The following is a 17,187-nucleotide window of genomic DNA, read 5'->3' on the forward strand; positions in this document are numbered from 1 at the left end:
TCATCGCTCGCCTGTCCGTGCAGGCTATCCGCCCGCACTGACAATGCGACGGCGGGCCGACAGGGTGTGTCCTGTCGGCCCGCCGTCGCGAGCGGTGCGAGTCGGCCGACTAGGCGTCGACCTTCTCCATGACCTCGTCCGAGACGTCGAAGTTGGCGAAGACGTTCTGCACGTCGTCGCTGTCCTCCAGCGCGTCGATCAGCTTGAAGATCTTGCGCGCGCCCTCTTCGTCGAGCTCGACCTGCATGGTCGGGACGAAGCTGGAGTCGGCGGAGTCGTAGTCGATGCCGGCCTCCTGGAGCGCGGTGCGGACCGCGACCAGGTCGGTGGCCTCGCTGATGATCTCCCAGGTGTCGCCGTTGTCGTTGACCTCTTCGGCGCCGGCGTCCAGGACCGCGCCCAGGACGTCGTCCTCGGTGAGGTCGGCCTTGGGCAGCAGGATGACGCCCTTGCGGTTGAACAGGTACGAGACCGAGCCCGGGTCGGCCATCGAGCCGCCGTTGCGGGTCATGGCGACGCGGACGTCGGAGGCGGCACGGTTGCGGTTGTCGGTGAGGCACTCGATGAGCACCGCGACACCGTTCGGGCCGTAGCCTTCGTACATGATCGTCTCGTAGTCGGCGCCGCCGGCCTCGAGGCCGCCGCCGCGCTTGACCGCGGAGTCGATGTTCTTGTTCGGGACCGACTGCTTCTTGGCCTTCTGGACGGCGTCGTACAGCGTCGGGTTGCCGTCGATGTCGGCGCCGCCCATACGGGCCGCGACCTCGATGTTCTTGATCAGCTTCGCGAAGAGCTTGCCGCGCTTGGCATCGATCACGGCCTTCTTGTGCTTCGTCGTAGCCCATTTAGAGTGGCCGGACATCCGCCTGTCTCCTTCGCGTAACCAACAGTGTTCGTCTCAGATCTTACCGGGACCTGATTACAGCGCCGCGCGCACCATGTCGACGAAGTACGCGTGGACTCGGTCGTCGCCGGTCAGCTCCGGGTGGAACGAGGTGGCCAGCACGTTGCCCTGGCGCACGGCGACCGTGTGGCCGTCGTACGTGGCCAGGACCTCGGCGGAGGCGCCGACCGACTCGACCCAGGGGGCGCGGATGAAGACGCCCTCGACGGGGCCGTCCGCTATGCCCGCGAAGTCGATCTTCGCCTCGAAGGACTCGTTCTGACGGCCGAAGGCGTTGCGGCGGACGATCATGTCGATGCCGCCGAGCGTCTCCTGGTCGTCACGGCCGTCGAGCAGCTTGTCGGCCAGCATGATCATGCCGGCGCAGGTGCCGTAGACGGGCATGCCGGCGCGCACGCGCTCGCGCAGCGGCTCCAGCATGCCGAACAGGACCGCGAGCTTCGACATGGTCGTGGACTCGCCGCCGGGGATGACCAGCGCGTCGACCTCGGCGAGCTCCTCGGGACGCCGGACCGGCCTGGCCACGGCGTCCGCCGCGGCCAGGGCGATCAGGTGCTCCCGTACGTCGCCCTGGAGCGCCAGGACACCGATCACGGGGGGGTTGCTCATCGTGGGGTGCCTTACCAGCCGCGGTTGGCGTAGCGCTCGGCCTCGGGGAGGGTGTCGCAGTTGATGCCGACCATGGCCTCGCCCAGGTTGCGGGAGGCGTCCGCGATGACCTTCGGGTCGTCGAAGAAGGTGGTGGCCTTCACGATGGCGGCGGCGCGCTTGGCCGGGTCGCCGGACTTGAAGATGCCGGAGCCGACGAAGACGCCCTCGGCGCCGAGCTGGCGCATCAGGGCGGCGTCGGCCGGGGTGGCGACGCCACCGGCGGAGAACAGGACGACGGGGAGCTTGCCGAGCTCGGCGACCTCCTTGACGAGCTCGTACGGGGCGCGCAGCTCCTTGGCGGCGGCGTACAGCTCGTTGTTGTCGAAGCCGCGCAGCTTGGCGATCTCGTTCTTGATCTGGCGCAGGTGGCGGACGGCCTCGACGACGTTGCCGGTGCCGGCCTCGCCCTTCGAACGGATCATGGCCGCGCCCTCGGCGATGCGGCGCAGGGCCTCGCCCAGGTTGGTGGCGCCACAGACGAAGGGGGTGGTGAAGGCCCACTTGTCGGAGTGGTTGACCTCGTCGGCCGGGGTCAGGACCTCGGACTCGTCGATGTAGTCGACGCCGAGGGACTGGAGCACCTGGGCCTCGACGAAGTGGCCGATGCGCGACTTGGCCATGACCGGGATGGAGACGGCCTCGATGATCTCCTCGATCATGTTCGGGTCCGACATGCGGGCCACGCCGCCGTCCTTGCGGATGTCGGCCGGAACCCGCTCCAGGGCCATGACGGCCACGGCGCCGGCGTCCTCGGCGATCTTCGCCTGCTCGGCGTTGACCACGTCCATGATCACACCGCCCTTGAGCTGCTCGGCCATGCCGCGCTTGACGCGGGAGGTGCCGATGGCCGACTCAGCGGACTGGGGGGAGGTGGGAAGCGTGCTCACGGGTTGACCTCACTCGAAACGAACTCGAAAGGGAGACGGGTACTACTCGGCAGAGACAACCCCACCGACCAGTCCACTACAAGGGCCAATATGGAGCCGGTGGCTCTTCGATTTGTCCCCGGCGGCCCTGGTGGACCCCCGTTCGGCCCCGTGGCGGGCTCCACGGCACCCGCCGGCCCGCTCAGACGGGACGGTCCGCGAGGTCGGCCGGCGGCTCGTCGTCCATCTCGAAGGCCAAGGGGAACGGCGCGTGTCCGGCCAGCCGGAACCAGCGGACCTTGCGGTGCCTGCGCAGCGCGCGGGCGGCCCGTACGGCGTCGTTGAGGAAGCGCCGGGCCATCGGCACCCGGCGCACGGCGGCGGCCAGTTCCTCGGCGGCCTCCACGCCTCCGGGGGCGGCCTTGAGCACCTCCACCTGGTCGGCGTCGGCGAACACCGCGCGCAGCGCCTGGCTGAGCTCGCTCTCGGCGACCTCCCGGTGCTCCTCCTCGGCCTGCCGGGCGGCGTGCGCGGCCTCGAACAGCACGAGGGAGGAGGCGGGGTCGAGCGCCCCCGAGGTGGCCACCTCCAGGACGACGGAGGCGCGGCGCACGAGCTGCGCGTCCAGGGCGGCCCGGGCGGCGTCCATCCGGGTGTGCAGCCGGTCCAGCCGCCCGGCGGTCCAGCTGAGGTAGACCCCGACGACGGCGAGCGCCACCGCGATCCAGACAAGGTTTTCGATCACGGGCGGCGACACTACCGGAGGCTAGGGGGTGTCCCGGGAGAAGCCCAGGCGGGTGCGCAGCGGGACGCGTTCGTCGGCGCCCACGGCGGCCGCGCCGTCGGTGACCGTCTCGTAGACGGCCAGGATGTCCGCGCCGACCGTCGACCAGTCGAAGCGGCGGACGTGGGCCGAGCCGCGGGCGCTGAGCTCCGCGCGCCGGGCCGGGTCGCGCAACAGGGCGATCGCCGCGTCCGCCAGGGAGTCGGCGTCCTCGTTCGCGAAGAGTTCCCCGGCGGCCCCCTGGTCCAGTACCTGCGCGAAGGCGTCGAGGTCGGAGGCGAGGACGGCCGCCCCGGCGGACAGGGCCTCGACCAGGATGATCCCGAAGCTCTCGCCGCCGGTGTTGGGGGCCACGTACACGTCGACGCTGCGCAGCAGCCGGGCCTTGTCCTCGTCGGAGACCATGCCGAGGAACTCCACGCGGGAGCGGAGCCCGGCGGGCAGGGAGGCGACGGCCTCCTCCTCGTCGCCGCGGCCGGCCACGAGGAGCCGTACGTCGGGGCACGCCTCCACGATGCGCGGGAAGGCAGCCATGAGCACCGGCAGGCCCTTGCGCGGCTCGTCGATGCGGCCGATGAAGCCGAGGGTCTGCCCGCCCCACTCCGCCTTGGGTTCGGCCTTCGCGAAGAAGTCGACGTCGACGCCGTTGGGGATGACCACGGCGTCCCCGCCGAGGTGCTCGACGAGGGTGCGCCGGGCGTACTCGCTGACCGCGATCCGGGCGCTGATCTTCTCCAGCGCCGGCTGGAGGATCGGATACGCCGCGATCATCGCCCGGGAACGGGGATTCGAGGTGTGGAACGTGGCCACGATGGGCCCCTGCGCCGCCCAGCAGGACAGCAGCCCGAGGGAGGGGGAGGCCGGCTCGTGGATGTGGATGACGTCGAAGACGCCGTCGTGCAGCCAGCGCCGGACGCGGGCCGCCGACAGGAAACCGAAGTTCAGCCGGGCCACGGACCCGTTGTAGGGCACCGGCACGGCCCGGCCGGCCGAGACCACGTAGGGCGGCAGCGGGGTCTCGTCGTCGGCGGGGGCGAGGACCGACACCTCGTGGCCCAGCCTGATCAGGTGTTCGGCCAGGTCGCGGATGTGGAACTGGACGCCGCCCGGTACGTCCCACGAGTACGGGCAGACGATGCCGATCTTCACTTCGGGCGCTCCTCCAGGTCCTCGAGCCACAGCCGCTGGAGCATGTGCCAGTCCTCCGGGTGCTTGGCGATCCCCGAGGCGAAGGCGTCGGCCACCACCTGGGTCATGGTGGCGGTCTTCTCGGCCCGGGTCCCCGATGCGGGCACGGCCACCTCGGGGTGGATCCGGCCGTACATCCTGGGCGCGTCCCCGTAGTACAGGGTGACCGGCAGCAGGGCGGCCCCGGTCTGCTGGGCCAGCAGCGCGGGCCCGGCGGGCATCCGGGCGGTGGCGCCGAAGAAGTCCACCTCGACCCCGGAGGAGGACAGGTCCCGGTCCGCGACCAGGCAGATCAGTCCGCCGGCGCGCAGCCGGCGCGCGAGGGTGCCGAAGGCGGCCCCACCGCTGTGCGGCAGGACCTCCATGCCCAGGCTCTCCCGGTAGGCCACGAAACGGTCGTAGAGGGATTCGGGCCTCAGCCGCTCGGCGACCGTGGTGAAGGGGACGCCGACGTGCCCGGTGACCCAGGCTCCGGCCAGGTCCCAGTTGGCCAGGTGCGGCAGGGCCACGATCACGCCGCGGCCGGAGGCGAGGGCCTCGCGCAGGATGTGGTCGTCCTTTATCGAGACGTCCGTGCCGAACCGCCGGGGGTCCATGGCGGGCAGCCGGAAGGACTCCATCCAGTAGCGCATGTACGAGCGCATGCCCGCCTGCGAGAGCGCGCGCAGGCGCTCGGGCCCGGCGTCGGGCACCACCCGGGCCAGGTTGGACTCCAGCCGCAGCACGCTCTTGCCCCGCCGCTTCCAGGCCACGTCGGCGATCTTGCGGCCGAGGGCCGCCGCCGCCGGCTCGGGCAGCTTCTTGACGCCCGCCCAGCCCAGCCCGTACAACCCGTCGACCAGCTTGTCCTTGGCGCCGGCCATCAGTGCGCGCCGCCCTCGGCGGGCGCCGCCGCGTCGGCCTCGGCGGCCTCTCGGCGTACCGTGACCACCCGCTGGACCAGCGTGACGAGCGAGCCCGCCGCCACCACCCACAGGGCGATGGGCAGCAGCACGCCGATCCAGGAGGGCACCCCGAAGGTCTGCAACCCGGACAGACCGGCCGCGACCAGCGAGATCACCAGGCGCTCGGCGCGTTCCACGAGCCCGTTGACGGCCACGGGCAGGCCGATCGCCTCCCCGCGGGCCTTGGTGTACGAGACCACCTGGCCGCTGGCCAGGCAGAAGATCGCCACCGCGCACAGCACGTTGTCGTTCCCGGAGCCCGCGTACCAGAGCGCGAGGCCGCCGAAGATGGCGGCGTCGGCCACCCGGTCGAGGGTGGAGTCGAGGAACGCGCCCCAGCGGCTGGAGACCCCGGCCTGGCGGGCCATGTTCCCGTCCACCAGGTCGGAGAAGACGAAGAGGGTGATGGTGATCGTGCCCCAGAAGAACTCGCCCCGGGGGAAGAAGACCAGCGCCCCGGCCACCACGCCGGCGGTGCCGATCAGCGTGACCGCGTCCGGGCTCACCCCCCGGCGGAGGAGAAATGCGGCGAACGGCGTGAGAACACGCGTGAAGAACGCACGCGCGTACTTGTTCAGCATGGCCTTCCCAGAGGGTCGCTGGGCCGCGCGGCCACATCGGCCACCGGCTGGCCCATCGTAGCCAGCACCCCGGGTGCGGGGCGCCCCGCACCCTCCGGTTCGCCGGGCGCAATGCTTCGGCCACCCCCTGCCGGGTGCGTCTTCACGCCGCCGTCCGTGACCGGTACGACGTATGGACGCAGTGTGACGCCAGTGCAAAGCTCGAAGGACCCCGATCACCCTCCTTCACCGCGACACCGGGAGGCACGAGCACCATGGGACCCACATCACACCAAGCCGGGGCCGCCGGCAGGGCACTGACGGCCGACCGCCCCGACTCCGTGCGGAACGTCGTGCTGGTCGGCCACAGCGGCGCCGGCAAGACCACCCTGGTCGAAGCCCTGGCCCTGACCGCGGGGGCCGTGAACCGCGCCGGACGGGTCGAGGACGGGGGCACGGTCTCGGACTACGACGAGATCGAGCAGCGCCGCCAGCGTTCCGTCCAGCTCTCCCTGGTCCCCGTCGAATGGGCCGGAATCAAGATCAACCTGCTGGACACCCCCGGATACGCCGACTTCGTCGGGGAACTGCGGGCCGGTCTGCGCGCCGCCGACGCGGCCCTCTTCGTGGTCTCCGCCGCCGACGGGATCGACGGGGCGACCCGGATGGTCTGGGACGAGTGCGAGGCCGTCGGCATGCCGCGCGCCATCGTCGTCACCCATTTGGAGGCAGCGCGCTCCGATTACTCGCAGATGGCCTCCGTGTGCGGCGAGATCTTCGGCGCCGACGACCCGGACGCCGTCATCCCCCTCTACCTCCCCCTGCTCGCCGCCCCCGGGCCCGACGGCCACTCCCCCGTCACCGGCCTGCTCGGCCTGCTCTCCCGGCGCGTCTACGACTACAGCTCCGGCGCACGCGCCGAACGCGACCCGGACCCCGCCGAGCTCGCCCTCATCGAGGGCGCCCGCGCCCGCCTCATCGAGGGGATCATCGCCGAGAGCGAGGACGAGACCCTCATGGACCGCTACCTCGGCGGCGAGGACATCGACGTCAAGACCCTGGTCGACGACCTGGAGCGGGCCGTCGCCCGCGGCACCTTCCACCCCGTCCTGATGGCCGCCCCCGCCGCCGACGGCGCCCGCCAGGGCCTGGGCACGGTGGAACTCCTCGAACTGATCACCGGCGGCTTCCCCACCCCCGCCGAACGCGCCCCCCTCACCGTCACCGCCCCCGACGGCAGCCCGCGCCCCGACGTCGTCTGCGACCCCGCCGGGCCGCTCCTCGCCGAGGTCGTCAAGACCTCCTCCGACCCCTACGTCGGCCGCGTCTCCCTCGTCCGGGTCTTCTCCGGCACCCTGCGCCCCGAGGAGACCGTCCACGTCTCCGGGCACGGCCTGGCGGACCGGCTCCACGAGGACCGCTCCCTCCACGAGGCGGACGAGCGGGTCGGCACCCTCACCTCCCCCTTCGGCAAACAGCAGCGCACCCTCGGCACCTGCATCGCCGGCGACCTCGCCTGCGTGGCCAAACTCACCCGCGCCGAGACCGGCGACACCCTCTCCGCCAAGGACGCCCCCCTGCTGATGGAGCCGTGGGCGATGCCCGAGCCGCTGCTCCCCCTCGCCATCGAGGCGCACAGCAAGGCCGACGAGGACAAGCTCTCCCAGGGCCTGGCCCGGCTCGTCGCCGAGGACCCCACGATGCGCCTGGAGCAGAACCCGCACACCCACCAGCTCGTCCTGTGGTCCCTCGGCGAGGCCCACCAGGAGGTCGCCCTGGAACGGCTGCGCACCCGCTACGGGGTCCAGGTCGACCCCGTCCCCCACAAGGTCAGCCTGCGCGAGACCTTCGGCGCCAAGGCCGCCGGGCGCGGCCGGCACGTCAAGCAGTCCGGCGGGCACGGCCAGTTCGCGATCTGCGAGATCGAGGTGGAACCGCTCCCGCCCGGCAGCGGCATCGAGTTCGTCGACAAGGTGGTCGGCGGCGCGGTGCCCCGCTCGTTCATCCCGTCCGTGGAGAAGGGCGTACGGGCGCAGGCCGCCCGCGGGGTCGCGGCCGGCTACCCGCTGGTCGACGTACGGATCACCCTGCTCGACGGCAAGGCGCACTCGGTGGACTCCTCCGACGCCGCCTTCCAGACGGCCGGCGCCCTCGCCCTGCGCGAGGCCGCCGCGCAGACCGCCGTCCAGCTGCTGGAGCCCGTCGCCGAACTCGACGTCGTGGTCCCCGACGAGTACGTGGGCCCGGTCATGAGCGACCTGGCCGGCCGGCGCGGCCGCGTGGTCGGCACCGAACAGGCCGAGCCCGGCCGGACCCGGGTGCGCGCGGAGGTCCCCGAGATCGAGATCGGCCGCTACGCAGTGGACCTGCGGTCGGTCACGCACGGCACCGGCCGGTTCGGCCGCGGCTACGCCCGGCACGAGCCGATGCCCCCGCACCTTGCGGACAAGGTTCGCGAACAGGCCGAGAAGGGAAGCCCATTGACCTAGGAGTCATGGCGCTCACCCTGCGCTCCGGTCACCGCCCACCCAACCCGCTTGCGGTGGGCGGTATTTCCCTGTCCCATGACCATGGGGACGGCCGCGCCGTTAGGCTTTTCGGCGCGACGCGGAGCACAACGGTCCGCAACACGCACGACGGCACGACCAGCACAACGGCACAACGGCACAACAGGCAAAGAGCACAGTGGCACGGCGATGGGGGCAGCGGTGGCGGACGACGGTTTCGACTTCAGGCCCGGGGCACAGATCCCCCTCCAGGGGGGCGGCGGCCAGACCGCGGCGACCAACGCACTCGCCTCCGCCGCGTACCGCGACGGCGGCAAGGACACCAAGCTCAAGGACATCCTCGGGGCCAACAGCGAGAACCACCCGGCCTCGGTGAAGGACCCGAAGATCTCCCTGTTCGAACCCAACCTCGGCGAGGCCTTCTGCCGCGCCGTCGAGGCCCGCACCCTGGGAGCCGGCCGCAAACCGCTCATCCAGTCCTTCGGCGCCGACCCGCAGACCGTCGTGGAACACTGCCTGGCCGCCTCGCGCATCCGCAAGGAGCGCGACCGCCGGCTGCGCCTGATCATGCTGGTCTGCGGAGTGGTCTTCCTGCCCGGCCTGCTGATGTGGCTGGGGCTCTTCCAACTGCGCAAGACCCTGGCCAAGGGCGAGGGCAGGAAGACCAGCTGGATCGGCACCGCCCTGCTGGTCGCCGTCGCCCTCGTGGCCGCCGTCCTGCTCTACCGGGTGGTCTACCGCCAGCCCGGCAGCGGACTGCTGGAGCTGTACCTGCTCGGCGCCATCGTCGCCCCCGTCCTCGGCTGGTACGGGGCCCGCCGGATCTGCGAGCGGACCGCCGCCGACCTGCGCTCCCGCTGGGACGGCCTGCTCGGCGGCGGGGGCGTGGTCACCGCCAAGATCCCGGAGGCCGTCCCCGGCAACCCGGACGAGAAGGCCCGCGAGGACCTGCGCCACCAGCTGGCGAAGCTCACCGCCGAGGACCGCAGCAACTCCGTCTTCTACGCCGGCCCCAAGGGCATCCTCGGCATGGGCACCCGCTGGGGCAGCTGGCAGATGGCCGAGGAACTGACCCCCAAGACCGAGGGCCACGACATCCACCCCTTCCGCAGCTGGGACGTCATACGCGCGATCGACACCGAACTGCGCAAGCTGGAGCGCGGCCCCCTGCACACCGGAGGCTTCCCGCCCGCCTCGATCCAGCACTGGATCGTCACCCCCGTCGGCGAGGGCGCCGCCGAGGTGGCCCGGCCCGGCGGCGAGGACGTGGACACCTTCATGATCAAGCCGCACGAGATCACCCGGATCTGCAACGAACAGCAGTTCAGCGCCGGCAACCGGCACTACCTGGGCATCCAGTGGCCGCTGTGGGACGGTCAGCTCGTCATCACGATGCTGGTCACCGTCACCGTGCTCTACAAGACCCTGCGCGTGGACGTCACCGCCCACGCCCTGGGCCCCGTGCACGGCCTGTTCACCACCAAGTCCAAGCCCCCGGTCGTCGAGGTCCCCAAGTCCATTCGCTTCTGGGAGACGGTGGAGCGCCCGCTGCCCCTGGTGGACGCGAGCGAGGTCGTACGCCTCGCCGTGCGCGCCCCCCTGACCTGGTACCCGCCGCTGCTGGACTACTTCGGCGGCAAGCTGGTCCTGCCCGAGCCCTTCGGCCTGCGGCACGTCTGGGCGAGCTCGATGTGGCGCCACCGCTTCATGGCGGACGACGCCCTGCGCACCGTGGCCCCGGTCCTGCGCGCGGTGCACGCGGCGGCCTTCAGGGTGCTGGACGAGAACGGCGTGGACACGTCGGCCTTCACCAACCGCTCCTCGATCATGAACGGCCTGATCCAGGAGCCGGCCCCGCGCAAGGCGGACGTCTACGACGCGTAGGTAGGCTGGAGGGGTCCGATCCGCCCCGGGGAGGTGCCGCCGTGACCGAGCGCAAGCCGCCCGGAGTCAGCTTCGAGTCCTTCGTGGACCGGCAGATCAGAGAGGCCGCCGACCGGGGCGACTTCGCCCGGCTGCCGGGCCTGGGCAAGCCGCTGGCCTCCCTGGACGCCCCGTACGACGAACTGTGGTGGATCAAGGGGAAGCTGCACCGCGAGGGCTGCACCCCGCTGCCGCCCTCGCTGGCCCTGCGCAAGGAGGCCGAGGACGCGCACGAGACGGCCCTGGCGGCCCCGACCGAGCGCCGGGCCAGGGAGGTCCTGGCGGAGGTCAACGAGAAGATCCGCACCGCGCTGCGCCGGCCCCCGCCGGGACCGCCGCTGGGCATCGCCGAGTTCGACGTGGAGGCGGTCCTGGCGGAGCGGCGGGCGGCCCGCGCTTCGGGAGAGACGACCTAGTCGTTCGGCCAGGCGTCGGAGAGCATCTGGCGGGTGTCCGCGAGGAGCTGCGGCAGGACCCGGGTGTGGCCGACGATCGGCATGAAGTTCGTGTCCCCGCCCCAGCGGGGCACGATGTGCTGGTGCAGGTGCGCGGCGATGCCGGCGCCGGCGGCGGAACCCTGGTTCATGCCGATGTTGAAGCCGTGCGCCCCGGAGGCCTTGCGCAGCGCGACCATGGCCCGCTTGGTGAGGTCGGCCAGCTCGGCCGTCTCGGGGCCGTCGAGCTCGGTGTAGTCGGCGACGTGCCGGTACGGGACGACCATCAGGTGGCCGCCGTTGTACGGGTACAGGTTCAGCACGGCGTAGACGTGCTTGCCGCGCGCGACGATCAGGCCGTCCTGGTCGGACATCTCCGGAATCCCGCAGAAGGGGCAGCCGTCCCCGGCCTCCGGGCCGGTCGGCTTGTTCTCGCCCTGGATGTAGGCCATCCGGTGGGGCGTCCACAGACGCTGGAACCCGTCGTGCGTACCCACACCGTTCTGCTGCTCCGGCTCAATCGTCATAGGACGCAGCATATGACCTTGCCCCGGCGAACGAGGAAGGCCCCCGGAAAGTGATCAGCGGGTGATCGCTCCGGGGGCCTTCGGGCCGGGTCAGACCTGGACGCGGTCCGCGACGACCTTGGCCAGCTTCGCCAGCGCCTCGTCCTTCGGGATGCCGTTCTCCTGCGAACCGTCGCGGTAGCGGAAGGAGACGGTGCCCGCGGCCATGTCCTCGTCGCCGACGATGATCATGAACGGGACCTTGAGCTTCTGGTGGTTGCGGATCTTCTTCTGCATCCGGTCGGAGGAGGCGTCCACCTCCACCCGCAGGCCCTGCTTCTTCGCCTCGGCGGCGAACTCCTGCAGGTACTCCACGTGCCCGTCGCCGATCGGGATGCCGACCGCCTGGACCGGGGCCAGCCACGGCGGCATGGCGCCCGCGTAGTGCTCCAGCAGCACCGCGAAGAACCGCTCGATCGAGCCGAACAGCGCGCGGTGGATCATGACCGGGCGCTGGCGGGAGCCGTCCGGCGCGGTGTACTCCAGGTTGAACCGCTCCGGCAGGTTGAAGTCCAGCTGCACGGTCGACATCTGCCAGGTGCGGCCGATGGCGTCACGCGCCTGCACGGAGATCTTCGGGCCGTAGAAGGCCGCGCCGCCCGGGTCGGGGGTCAGCGGGAGGCCCTGCTTCTCGGCGACCTGCTGGAGGACCGCGGTGGCCTCCTCCCAGACCTCGTCCGAGCCGACGAACTTCTCCGGGTCCTTGGTGGACAGCTCCAGGTAGAAGTCGGTCAGACCGTAGTCGCGCAGCAGGTTCAGCACGAAGGTGAGGGTGCGGTCGAGCTCCTCGGCCATCTGCTCACGGGTGCAGTAGATGTGCGCGTCGTCCTGGGTGAAGCCGCGGGCCCGGGTCAGGCCGTGGACCACGCCGGACTTCTCGTACCGGTACACGGTGCCGAACTCGAACAGGCGCAGCGGCAGCTCACGGTAGGAGCGCCCGCGCGCGTCGAAGATCAGGTTGTGCATCGGGCAGTTCATGGGCTTGAGGTAGTAGTCGGTACCACCGTCGAGCTGCATGGGGGGGTACATGCCCTCCGCGTACCAGTCCAGGTGGCCGCTCTTCTCGAAGAGGGCGCCCTTGGTGGCGTGCGGGGAGTAGACGAACTCGTAGCCCTCCTCCTCGTGCCGGCGGCGCGAGTAGTCCTCCATGGTCCGGCGGATGATGCCGCCGCGCGGGTGGAAGACGGCGAGGCCGGAGCCGATCTCGTCCGGGATGGAGAAGAGGTCGAGCTCGTTGCCGAGCTTGCGGTGGTCGCGCTTCTCGGCCTCGGCGAGGAAGTCGAGGTGGGCCTTCAGCTCGTCCTTCGAGGGCCAGGCGGTGCCGTAGATGCGCTGGAGCATCGGGTTCTTCTCGCTGCCGCGCCAGTAGGCGGCCGCGTTGCGCATCAGCTTGAACGCCGGGATGTTGCGGGTGGTGGGCAGGTGGGGACCGCGGCAGAGGTCCTTCCAGCACAGCTCGCCGGTCTTGGCGTCGAGGTTGTCGTAGATGGTCAGCTCGCCGCCGCCCACCTCGACGTTCGCGCCGTCGTCGGTCGACGCGGAGCCCTTGATGCCGATGAGCTCCAGCTTGTACGGCTCGTCCGCCAGCTCCTCGCGCGCCGCCTCGTCGGAGACCACGCGGCGGGCGAACCGCTGCCCGCGCTTCTGGATCTCCTGCATCTTCTTCTCGATGGCCTTGAGGTCATCGGGGGTGAAGGGGCGGGCGACGTCGAAGTCGTAGTAGAAGCCGTCGCGGACCGGCGGGCCGATGCCCAGCTTGGCCTCGGGGAACAGCTCCTGCACGGCCTGCGCCATGACGTGCGCGGTCGAGTGGCGCAGGATGTTCAGGCCGTCCTCGGAGGAGATCTCCACCGGCTCGACGGTCTCCCCGTCCTGGACCTCGTAGGAGAGGTCCTTCAGCTCGCCCGCGACGCGCGCGGCGATGACGGTGCGCTCGGCGGCGAACAGCTCGGCCGCCGTGGTGCCCGTGGTCACCACGCGCTCGTCCCGCTCGGAATCGCGTTGGATGATCACACGGACGTCTGACACCGGTTTCTCCTGAACTCTGGGTGCCCGCCCCGGCGGCAGCCGGGCGGGAAAGCGCCGGTGGTTCCGGCGCGTGTGAATCGTACCGAGCGGAGTGGCCGCGCCGCTAAACGGTTGTTCCGGGTCCCGCGGCGACGGCGGCGGGAAAATGCCGGGGCCTGGCGCCGGGGGCGCGGGTAGCGTGGCCGGGCCTCGTCCGCCGCGCCCCGAGGGGATCCCCGCCCATGCCGAACCCGTACGTCCGTCCGCTGGACCTGGCCGACGAGGCGACGGCCGTCGCCGTGCACCGGATCGGGCGGGCCGCGTACGCCGTGGAAGCGGAGCTGATCGGGTTCGACGGGATCCCCGCGCTGGGCGAGAGCCTCGACGACATGCGGGGGCGGGGGCTGGAGTGGCTGGGGGCGGTCGGCCCGGACGGGACGATCGCCGGGTTCCTGGCCTGGGAGGACCCGGGGCCCGCCGGCCCCGTCGGCCTCGACCGGCTCTGCGTGGACCCCGCCTGGTTCCGCCGGGGGGTAGCCTCGCTGCTCCTGCGGCACGCGCTGGGGGAACTCTTCCCGGACCGGACGGTCGAGGTCGCCACCGGCGCGGACAACACCCCGGCGGTGACCCTGTACGAACGCCTGGGCTTCGTCCGGGGCGCCGGCTTCTCCCCGGTCCCCGGCCTGCGGATGGCCTCCTTCACGCGCACCCCCGCACACCCCGGCGCCGGCCCGGCGGACACCCCCCGGGGCGGGCGCGAGCAGTAGCGCCGGGCGCCGGAGGGCGTGGCCTGCGGCGTCCGGCGCCGTGCGCCCCGGGGCGGAGGGCCGCCCGCGGACCGGACGCACTCGGGCGGTCCCGGCCACGCGGCGGGGCGCGGCGCCGGGCGTCGCGGGCCGGGCAGGTCCTCCGGAACACGCCCCGGCTCCCCGCCGGGGGCGGCTCAGTCGTCCGAGGGGAGTACGTCCTCGGGGTCGAAGGCCGCGTCCAGGGACTTCATCAGCCGGTCCCGCTCCACCTCGTCCAGCGGGACGGGGGTCACGTCCGCGGCGTCCGTCAGCCGGCGGAAGCCGCCGCGCCGCGAGAGGCGGCCGCTGATCCGGACCGGGAGGCCGGCCAGGTGGGCGTGGACGGCGATCCGGTACGCCTCCTCCCCCAGCGCGGCCCGTACGTAGGGGACCTCCGCCCCGGCCAGCACCCGCAGCCGGACCGTCCCCCCGCCCCCCGCAGCCGCCCGCCGCATCCGCACCACCGCCCCCGCCAGCCGCACGGCGACGGCCGGCTCGGACCGGGTGTAGCGGGCCGAGGCCTCGCGGAGCACGGGCAGGTCGCCGGGCGAGAACTCCACCGGCTCAGGCCGCGCCGCGCACCCGGCGGGGACCCCGGCCGCGGGGGCCCAGGCCAACGCGATCCGCGCCCCCTCCGAACCGTGGACGAGGGCGATCAGCGCGTCGGCGAGCTCCCGGCTGACGCCGGCCGCGACGGCCGCGTCGAAGGCTTCCATGCCGCCGGTGGCCCGCTGGTAGTCCACCGCCTCGCGGGCCGCGTGCAGCGCGTGGTGCAGCCTCGTGACCAGCCCCCGCCCGCCGTCCACCGGCACGTACGCGGCCAGCCGCCGCCCGTCCGGGCCGGGCCCCACCAGCACCCGGTCCAGGGCCCGTTCGGCCTGCGCCCGGTGGCGGGCCCCGTGGTAGCCGGCGCGGGCCCGTTCGGCGAGGGCACCGGCCAGCAGCAGCCGGCGGGCCGCCGAGCGCAGCCGTTCCTGCGCGGTCCAGGCGGCCTCGCCCTGGAACCCGTACGGCGCCTCGGGTACCTCCCGCTCCCAGCGGACCTCGTCGCTGGGCACGCTCAGCCCGAACAGCACCTCCCGCGCCGACGCCAGCCCGCTGCGCGACAGGGCGGTCAGGGCCTCCTCCAGCAGGTCCGCGCAGTCGGGGAAGGTCCGGGTCTCGGGGACGAGCAGGCTGGTGCCGCCCTGCCCGGGCGGGGTCCAGCGCCCGTACCGGCCCGCCGCGCCGCCGCGCCGCAGCCAGCCGTGCCGGTGCAGCAGCGCACCGAGGACCCGGGGGTCGACCTCCGCGGGATCGGGGGTGCCGGGCAGGGCCGGCCGCACCGGCGGCAGCGGCAGCGGTGCCGGGCGCGGCTCCGGGCGCGGTGCGTGACGGTCCATCAGGGTGTCCCTCCCGACCCGACCCGGGTCATGATCTCGCACAGCGCCCGGTCGTCGAAGATCCGCGCGGTCGGGATCCGTACGGTGGTCCGGCGCCGGCCGGTCACCGGGTGCCCGGCGAGGTTGGTCCAGTAGCAGCAGTGCCTCAGGTCGAGCCGGTCGTGCCCGGCGCTCAGCCACTGCTCCCGCTCCCGCGGTACGAGCATCACGACGAGGATCTTGTGCACGGCCACCGGGGTGCGGGCCAGCTTCACCAGGTGCTCGTTGTCGAGGGTGAAGCCGAAGCTGGGCCCGGCCGGCCGCGGCGGGACCTGGTAGGTCGCCTTCAACTGCACCTTGATGGTGACCTCGTCGTCGACGACGTGTTCGGGCGCGCCGTGGCTGACGTGCCAGTCGACGCCGTTGTCCGGGAACGGCTGGGACAGCGAGCAGCCGGCGGCGGCCGCGACGGCGTGCAGGTATCCCACCTGGAGGGTTTCCATGCAGGCGGTGGTGGCGAGCGTGCCGCGCAGCGGACCGGTCCTCGCTCCGGTGTCCGCGTCCAGCACCCCGCCCGGTTCGGGCTGCGCGAGCGCCATGGCCGGCTCCCCATGCCTTCCGGGCTCTGCCGTGCGTGTGGTGGTGGTGTGTCGACGTGCGGGGTGACGGCCGGTCACGTGTACGACCCCCCAGGTGAGTTGTCTCCGCACCCGGCTCGGCGCAAACGGCGTACGGGGCAAACAGCCCGGGTATCACGGAATCGGCGGGGGCGGCAGGTCCCGGGGCGGTGGCGCCCGGTACGCCCCGTCTGCCGATCGGGGACGAGGAGTTCGCCATGACACGCTGGTACGAGGGGCCGCTGGCCGCCTTCGACACGGAGACCACCGGGGTGGACGTCGAGCAGGACCGGATCGTGTCCGCCGCGCTCGTCGTGCAGGAGTGCGCGGGCGGCCGGGTGCGCGCCACGCGCTGGCTGGTCAATCCCGGCATCCCGGTGCCCCGGGGTGCCACGGAAGTGCACGGCCTGACCGACGAGCACCTTCAGCGCAACGGCCGCTGGCCGGCGCCGGTGGTGGAGGAGATAGCCCGCGCGCTGAGCGAGCAGCAGATGGCGGGCCGGCCGGTGGTGGTGATGAACGCGCCGTTCGATCTGACGCTGCTGGACCGGGAGTTGCGCCGGCACCGGGCGTCGTCGCTCGCGCGGTACCTGGACGACCGGCCGCTGACGGTGCTGGATCCGCGGGTGCTGGACAAGCACCTGGACCGCTACCGCAAGGGCCGCCGGACGCTGACGGACCTGTGCGCGCACTACGGGATAGAGCTGGAGGGGGCGCACGACGCCTCGGCGGACGCGATGGCCTCGCTGGAGCTGGTGCGGGCGGTGGGGCGGCGGTTCGCGGCGCGGCTGGAGCGGCTGACCCCGGCGGAGCTGCACCAGCTCCAGGCGGTGTGGCACGCGGCGCAGGCGCGCGGGCTCCAGGCGTGGTTCGCGCGGCAGGGCACTCCGGAGGCGGTGGATCCGCACTGGCCGCTGCGCCCGGAGGTTCCGGCGGCGGCCTGAGCGGGCCCTGGCGGACGGGGCCGTGGAATGCGGAAGGCCGGTCCGTCGTCAGACGGACCGGCCTGTCCCGGTGGGCGATACTGGGATCGAACCAGTGACCCCTTCGGTGTGAACGAAGTGCTCTCCCGCTGAGCTAATCGCCC

General features: G+C 72.5%; 16 protein-coding genes and 1 tRNA gene. 5 read left to right on the top strand and 12 right to left on the bottom strand.

The genetic code is table 11. The features are described from left to right. Positions 1 to 109 precede the first annotated feature (109 nt). From B4U46_RS07215 to pgsA, 7 genes are all read right to left on the bottom strand, one after another. Positions 110 to 862: a YebC/PmpR family DNA-binding transcriptional regulator gene (locus tag B4U46_RS07215; protein WP_079425079.1), complete on the bottom strand. Its 753-nt coding sequence runs from the start codon at positions 860 to 862 to the stop codon at positions 110 to 112. Positions 863 to 919: 57 nt separating this feature from the next. Continuing rightward, positions 920 to 1,513, bottom strand: a complete 594-nt coding sequence (gene pdxT, locus B4U46_RS07220; RefSeq protein ID WP_079425081.1) for a pyridoxal 5'-phosphate synthase glutaminase subunit PdxT — start codon at positions 1,511 to 1,513, stop codon at positions 920 to 922. 11 nt (positions 1,514 to 1,524) lie between these two features. Further along, a complete protein-coding gene (pdxS, locus tag B4U46_RS07225) occupies positions 1,525 to 2,442 on the bottom strand; it encodes a pyridoxal 5'-phosphate synthase lyase subunit PdxS (RefSeq protein WP_079425083.1) in 918 nt (305 codons plus the stop codon). Positions 2,443 to 2,623: 181 nt separating this feature from the next. After that, positions 2,624 to 3,166 (bottom strand): hypothetical protein, encoded by a 543-nt coding sequence (locus B4U46_RS07230; RefSeq protein ID WP_079425085.1) that lies wholly within the window; start codon positions 3,164 to 3,166, stop codon positions 2,624 to 2,626. Positions 3,167 to 3,187: 21 nt separating this feature from the next. Beyond that, entirely contained in the window at positions 3,188 to 4,354 is a 1,167-nt protein-coding gene (locus tag B4U46_RS07235; protein WP_079425087.1) for a glycosyltransferase family 4 protein, read from the bottom strand. Further along, complete coding sequence (locus tag B4U46_RS07240) at positions 4,351 to 5,256, bottom strand: phosphatidylinositol mannoside acyltransferase (protein WP_079425089.1); 906 nt, start codon at positions 5,254 to 5,256, stop codon at positions 4,351 to 4,353. The genes B4U46_RS07235 and B4U46_RS07240 overlap by 4 nt, the downstream gene beginning before the upstream one ends. Then, on the bottom strand, positions 5,256 to 5,918 hold the full coding sequence (gene pgsA, locus B4U46_RS07245) for a phosphatidylinositol phosphate synthase (RefSeq protein ID WP_079425091.1): 663 nt from the start codon (positions 5,916 to 5,918) through the stop codon (positions 5,256 to 5,258). Before pgsA ends, B4U46_RS07240 begins: the two co-directional genes overlap by 1 nt. A gap of 254 nt (positions 5,919 to 6,172) precedes the next feature. On the opposite strand from pgsA, the gene B4U46_RS07250 reads away from it, so the two are divergent. The 3 genes from B4U46_RS07250 to B4U46_RS07260 all read left to right on the top strand — a co-directional run bounded on the left by B4U46_RS07250 (position 6,173) and on the right by B4U46_RS07260 (position 10,743). Further along, positions 6,173 to 8,386 (top strand): elongation factor G-like protein EF-G2, encoded by a 2,214-nt coding sequence (locus B4U46_RS07250; RefSeq protein ID WP_079425093.1) that lies wholly within the window; start codon positions 6,173 to 6,175, stop codon positions 8,384 to 8,386. 219 nt (positions 8,387 to 8,605) lie between these two features. Then, on the top strand, positions 8,606 to 10,288 hold the full coding sequence (locus tag B4U46_RS07255) for a hypothetical protein (protein ID WP_100865187.1): 1,683 nt from the start codon (positions 8,606 to 8,608) through the stop codon (positions 10,286 to 10,288). A gap of 41 nt (positions 10,289 to 10,329) precedes the next feature. Further along, positions 10,330 to 10,743 (top strand): DUF1992 domain-containing protein, encoded by a 414-nt coding sequence (locus tag B4U46_RS07260; RefSeq protein WP_079425097.1) that lies wholly within the window; start codon positions 10,330 to 10,332, stop codon positions 10,741 to 10,743. Here the strand turns inward: B4U46_RS07260 and B4U46_RS07265 are convergent. Both B4U46_RS07265 and thrS read right to left on the bottom strand, forming a co-directional pair. Beyond that, positions 10,740 to 11,300 carry an HIT family protein gene (locus B4U46_RS07265; RefSeq protein ID WP_079425099.1) on the bottom strand — a complete coding sequence of 187 codons (561 nt, stop codon included), beginning with the start codon at positions 11,298 to 11,300 and terminating at the stop codon, positions 10,740 to 10,742. The two genes, B4U46_RS07260 and B4U46_RS07265, sit on opposite strands and share 4 nt — an antisense overlap. Positions 11,301 to 11,378: 78 nt before the next feature. Next, positions 11,379 to 13,355 carry a threonine--tRNA ligase gene (thrS, locus tag B4U46_RS07270; protein WP_079425101.1) on the bottom strand — a complete coding sequence of 659 codons (1,977 nt, stop codon included), beginning with the start codon at positions 13,353 to 13,355 and terminating at the stop codon, positions 11,379 to 11,381. Between the two features lie 221 nt (positions 13,356 to 13,576). Here thrS and B4U46_RS07275 point away from each other — a divergent pair, with 221 nt between their 5' ends. Further along, positions 13,577 to 14,101 (top strand): GNAT family N-acetyltransferase, encoded by a 525-nt coding sequence (locus tag B4U46_RS07275; RefSeq protein WP_079425103.1) that lies wholly within the window; start codon positions 13,577 to 13,579, stop codon positions 14,099 to 14,101. Between the two features lie 176 nt (positions 14,102 to 14,277). Here B4U46_RS07275 and B4U46_RS07280 read toward each other — a convergent pair whose 3' ends face one another. Both B4U46_RS07280 and B4U46_RS07285 read right to left on the bottom strand, forming a co-directional pair. Next, positions 14,278 to 15,504: a hypothetical protein gene (locus tag B4U46_RS07280; RefSeq protein WP_079425105.1), complete on the bottom strand. Its 1,227-nt coding sequence runs from the start codon at positions 15,502 to 15,504 to the stop codon at positions 14,278 to 14,280. Further along, on the bottom strand, positions 15,504 to 16,082 hold the full coding sequence (locus B4U46_RS07285; protein ID WP_079425107.1) for a DUF4365 domain-containing protein: 579 nt from the start codon (positions 16,080 to 16,082) through the stop codon (positions 15,504 to 15,506). The genes B4U46_RS07280 and B4U46_RS07285 overlap by 1 nt, the downstream gene beginning before the upstream one ends. 236 nt (positions 16,083 to 16,318) lie before the next feature. Between B4U46_RS07285 and B4U46_RS07290 the strand changes: the two genes are divergently transcribed. After that, positions 16,319 to 17,044, top strand: a complete 726-nt coding sequence (locus B4U46_RS07290) for a 3'-5' exonuclease (RefSeq protein ID WP_079431609.1) — start codon at positions 16,319 to 16,321, stop codon at positions 17,042 to 17,044. 71 nt (positions 17,045 to 17,115) lie between these two features. Here the strand turns inward: B4U46_RS07290 and B4U46_RS07295 are convergent. Next, a tRNA-Val gene (locus tag B4U46_RS07295) sits at positions 17,116 to 17,187 on the bottom strand.

Source organism: Streptomyces katrae (genome assembly GCF_002028425.1).
GTDB classification, from domain to species: Bacteria; Actinomycetota; Actinomycetes; order Streptomycetales; family Streptomycetaceae; genus Streptomyces; species Streptomyces katrae_A.